Origin of the sequence: Pseudomonas sp. NBRC 111127 (assembly GCF_001320345.1) — a bacterium.
Lineage (GTDB): Bacteria > Pseudomonadota > Gammaproteobacteria > Pseudomonadales > Pseudomonadaceae > Aquipseudomonas > Aquipseudomonas juntendi.
Genome location: NZ_BCBD01000259.1, coordinates 1 through 3,830 on the forward strand (window position 1 = coordinate 1; position 3,830 = coordinate 3,830).

Annotated in this window: 4 protein-coding genes and 1 pseudogene; 4 read left to right on the forward strand and 1 reads right to left on the reverse strand. The window is 64.4% G+C overall.

Going from position 1 to position 3,830, the window contains the following annotated elements; all coding sequences use genetic code 11:
- Positions 1-476, reverse strand: a pseudogene (locus tag APH30_RS26400) (DNA helicase UvrD); the annotation flags it as partial.
- Between the two features lie 184 nt (positions 477-660).
- Between APH30_RS26400 and APH30_RS26405 the strand changes: the two are divergent.
- From APH30_RS26405 to APH30_RS26420, 4 genes are all read left to right on the forward strand, one after another.
- Positions 661-1,359 (forward strand): pirin family protein, encoded by a 699-nt coding sequence (locus tag APH30_RS26405; protein WP_054903943.1) that lies wholly within the window; start codon positions 661-663, stop codon positions 1,357-1,359.
- A gap of 124 nt (positions 1,360-1,483) precedes the next feature.
- Positions 1,484-2,401, forward strand: a complete 918-nt coding sequence (locus APH30_RS26410) for an AEC family transporter (protein WP_054914183.1) — start codon at positions 1,484-1,486, stop codon at positions 2,399-2,401.
- 32 nt (positions 2,402-2,433) lie between these two features.
- On the forward strand, positions 2,434-3,045 hold the full coding sequence (locus APH30_RS26415) for a cell wall hydrolase (RefSeq protein ID WP_054914184.1): 612 nt from the start codon (positions 2,434-2,436) through the stop codon (positions 3,043-3,045).
- Positions 3,046-3,276: 231 nt separating this feature from the next.
- Positions 3,277-3,830 (forward strand): hypothetical protein (locus APH30_RS26420; protein ID WP_054914185.1); only part of this gene is annotated, 554 nt, incomplete at its 3' end.

The window sequence follows — 3,830 nt, forward strand, 5'->3', positions numbered from 1 at the left end:
CCGGCCACCACGCAGGTAGACGGGGTGTCGCTGAAAATCAGCTTCCATTGCGCAGCGCTGGGTTGCGCTTCGGCGGGCAGGCGCTGGGCCACATCGGCCTTGAAGCGTTTTTTCAGTTCAGCCGTCAGCGGCAGGCGCCAGTCGTCGAAGAGGTTGTCGTCGCAGCCAGGCACGGCAGCATCCTCGGGGCGGCTGTCGCGGATCACCAGCACCTGGCGCCCGGCCTCGTAGCCGGCTTCCCGGCCACGCTCGAAACCATCGCGCACACCCTCGGCATGGCCCCTGCGTTGCCCGGTGGCATGGCCCTGGAACCATGAGTCCCGGTGCTGCGCCTGCAGGCGGGTCAGGCAGCGCCCCAGCAGGCGCGCCGCCACACGGCGAAACCAGGGCAACTGGGCGGGCGGGGTAAGGTCGGCGGGGGCCTGGGGTAGCTCTTGGGCCACAGTCACTCCTTGCTGAACGTAAACAATGGGCATGTTCGCCGCATCGACCAAAAATGGCCAGCGAATGCTTGCAGATCAGGGGATTAGGCGATGAAGCGGATAAGTACCTGCAGGTTATAGATCCACTAATTCGATTGTTTTTAGCCGATATTTACGCTTATTTTCGATGTTTCTTTGGCGCATCATGGCCTCATCCACTGATTCAAGGAGCGCGACCATGCTGCAACTTCGTTCGTTCGATAGCCTCGGCCATGCCAACCACGGCTGGCTCGACGCCCACCACCATTTTTCCTTTGCCGAGTACTACGACCCAGCGCGCATGCACTGGGGCAACCTGCGGGTCTGGAACGATGACCTGATCGCGGCCGGCAGCGGCTTCCCACCGCACCCACACCGCGACATGGAAATCATCACCTATGTGCGCGAAGGCGCGATCACCCACCAGGACAGCCTGGGCAACAAAGGCCGGACCGAGGCCGGTGATGTCCAGGTGATGAGTGCCGGTACCGGCATCGTGCACAGCGAGTACAACCTGGAAGACGTCGATACCCGTATCTTCCAGATCTGGATCGTGCCGGAACGCACCGGTGAAGCACCGCAATGGGGTAGCCGACCGTTCCCCAAAGGTGAACGTGGCGAAGGCTTCGTGACCCTGGCCAGCGGCCGCGCCGGCGATGAAGACAGCCTGCAGATCCGCACCGATGCACGCCTGGTGGCTGCCACCCTGAAAGCGGGTGAGACCGCCGAATACCGTTTCGATGCCGATCGCCGGGGCTACCTGGTACCCGCCAAGGGCCGGGTGGAAGTCAACGGCCTGCGGGTCGAGGCGCGTGATGGTGTGGCCATCGAGCAGGAGCAGCTTCTGCGCGTGACCGCCATCGAAGACAGCGAGATCGTGCTGGTGGACGTGGCCTGACCTTCACCCGGCAGGCTTGGTGGTCAGCCGGGCTGTCGTTTTCAGCAGCGAGTGCAGTCAATACCGTTTCACAAATCGTCGTGTAGCCGTAGTCTTTGCCGGTACCCGACCACGGAACGTTGACATGCTGCAGTTGCTGCTGACCACCCTGCTCCCGATCATTCTGCTGATTGTCCTGGGTACTTTCCTGCGCCTGCGGGGGTTTCTGGCCGAAACCTTCTGGCCTGGCGCTGAACGCCTGAGCTACTACGTACTGCTGCCAGCGCTGTTCCTGCATGGCCTGGCCACCGCCAACCTGGAGGGTGTGCCGGTGCTGGGCATGGTCGGCGCGCTGATGCTTTCCACCTTGGCGGGCGCGGTGATGCTGGTGCTCTACCAAGGCATGGCAGACCACGAGGGTGCCGATTTCACCTCGGTGTTCCAAGGCGGTATCCGCTTCAACAACTACATTGGTGCCACCCTGGCTGCCGGCCTCTACGGCAGCGCCGGCATAGCCCTGGCCGCGGTTGCCAACGCGGCCATCGTGCCTCTGGTCAACCTGCTCTGCGTGCTGGTGTTCGCCCGCTTTAGCGCCCGCCACAGTTCGCCAGCAACCGTGCTGAAGGCAATCTTCGCCAACCCGCTGATTGTCGGCTGCGCGGGTGGCCTGCTGCTGCGCTTGACCGGGCTGGGCCTGCCGCCGGGCATCGAGCCCACGGTCAAGGCCCTGGGCCAGGCTGCCCTGCCGCTGGGGCTGCTGTGCGTGGGGGCAGCGCTGGGCGGCGCCCGCCTCGGCCAGCAGGCGCGGCCATTACTGGCGGCTTCGGCGTTCAAGTTCCTGGTCATGCCTGTGACCACCTGGGGCCTGTGCCGGCTGCTGGGCCTGGGCGGCCAGGCCGCAGTGGTGGCGGTGCTGTTCCAGGCACTGCCGACAGCCTCGTCCTCCTACGTAATGGCGCGGCAAATGGGCGGCAATGCACCGTTGATGGCCACCATCATCGCCCTGCAAACCGTGGCCGCCGCCGCCACCCTGCCTTTGGTATTAATGCTTACGCTTGGCTAGACTGGCATCAGCCCACCGTTCGGAGTTCGACCATGCGCTTTTCGTGGATGCTGATCGGCCTGACCACCGCCCTGCTTGCCGCCCCCTTGCACGCTGCCGACCCCGCCAAAGCCGCCGTGGCCGAGGGCAAGGCCGAGGCCCTTGAAGAAAAAGTGGTCGAGGCAGCGCCCCCGCCCAAGCCCGCCGAAAAGTTGACCCCGAGCGAAGCGCAGGCCGTGGACCCGGCTGGCAAGGCACCGCTGGATGACAGCCTTACCTGCCTGGCGCGCACCCTTTACTGGGAAGCCAAGGGGGCCGATGCCAAAGACATGGCCGCCGTGGCCAGCGTGGTGCTGAACCGCCTGGGCCAGGATGGCTTTCCGGATACCATCTGTGGTGTGGTCAAGCAGGGCGTTGAAAGCAAAGCCTGCCAGTTTTCCTGGTGGTGCGACGGGCGCCCCGACCAGGTCGAGGAGCCGCAGCGCTACGACGTTGCCAAGGAAATTGCGCGCAAAGCCCTCAACCAGCAGTTGCAGGATTCCACAGGCGGCGCGCTCTACTTCCATGACCGCAGTGTGCATCCAGCCTGGGCCAAGGCTTATCGCCGAACGGCCAAGACCACGCACTTTTTGTTCTACAAACCCAACCAGGCGTTGGCCCGCTGACAAGGCACGTGTTAGCGCACACTGCCCTGTCACCCGACTTGTCGCCGGCTTTTAGGTTTGTTTGCCCAAGCTTCGCACTTTTGCGGCGGGCAATGGTCTACCTCCCTTCGTGTACCGCCGGCACTGTTTGCCGGCGTTTTATTTGCCTTGCACCCGCCTGGGCCAAAAGCCCCGAGCTTGTGTAGGATGAGCAGCGCCTACCACGCCGCTGCCAGTCATAGGGAGATACACATGCGCGTGCTGTCATCCGTTGCCGCCTTGTCGCTTGGCCTGTTGATTTCGACCGGGGCATTGGCCGTTACCGGCGAAGAAGCGCAACTGATCGCGTCGATCAATGCCTACCGCAGCCAGGCCCAACCTTGCGGTGGCGAGGCATCGCTGGAACTGCCGCCGCTGAACAGCGATACCCGCCTGGCGCTGTCGCCGGAGGGCACCCGCGATCTGCAGCAGGCCATGACCCGGGCGGCCTACCCTATGGTCAATGTGCAGGCCATCAGCCTGTCGGGGCCGCGCGATGCGCCTGCGGCCATGCATGCCATCGAGGAAAGTTTCTGCCAGGTGGTGCTGGACCCGCAGTTCGTCGACATTGGCGTCAGCCAGGAAGGCCGCGATTGGCGTATCGTGCTGGCCCGGCCACTGCTCAGTGGCCGCCTCGGTGACTGGCAAGCCGAAGGGCAGAAAGTGGTGGAGGAAATCAACGCGGCCCGCAAGGTGGCGCGGCAGTGTGGCGGGCAACCCTTCGCTGCCGCCCCGCCGTTAAGCTGGAACACGGTGCTGGCGGGGGG

Coding starts and splice junctions, on each gene's coding strand:
- APH30_RS26405 (WP_054903943.1), top strand. CDS start 661: ATGCTGCAACTTCGTTCGTTCGATAGCCTCGGCCATGCCAACCACGGC.
- APH30_RS26410 (WP_054914183.1), top strand. CDS start 1,484: ATGCTGCAGTTGCTGCTGACCACCCTGCTCCCGATCATTCTGCTGATT.
- APH30_RS26415 (WP_054914184.1), top strand. CDS start 2,434: ATGCGCTTTTCGTGGATGCTGATCGGCCTGACCACCGCCCTGCTTGCC.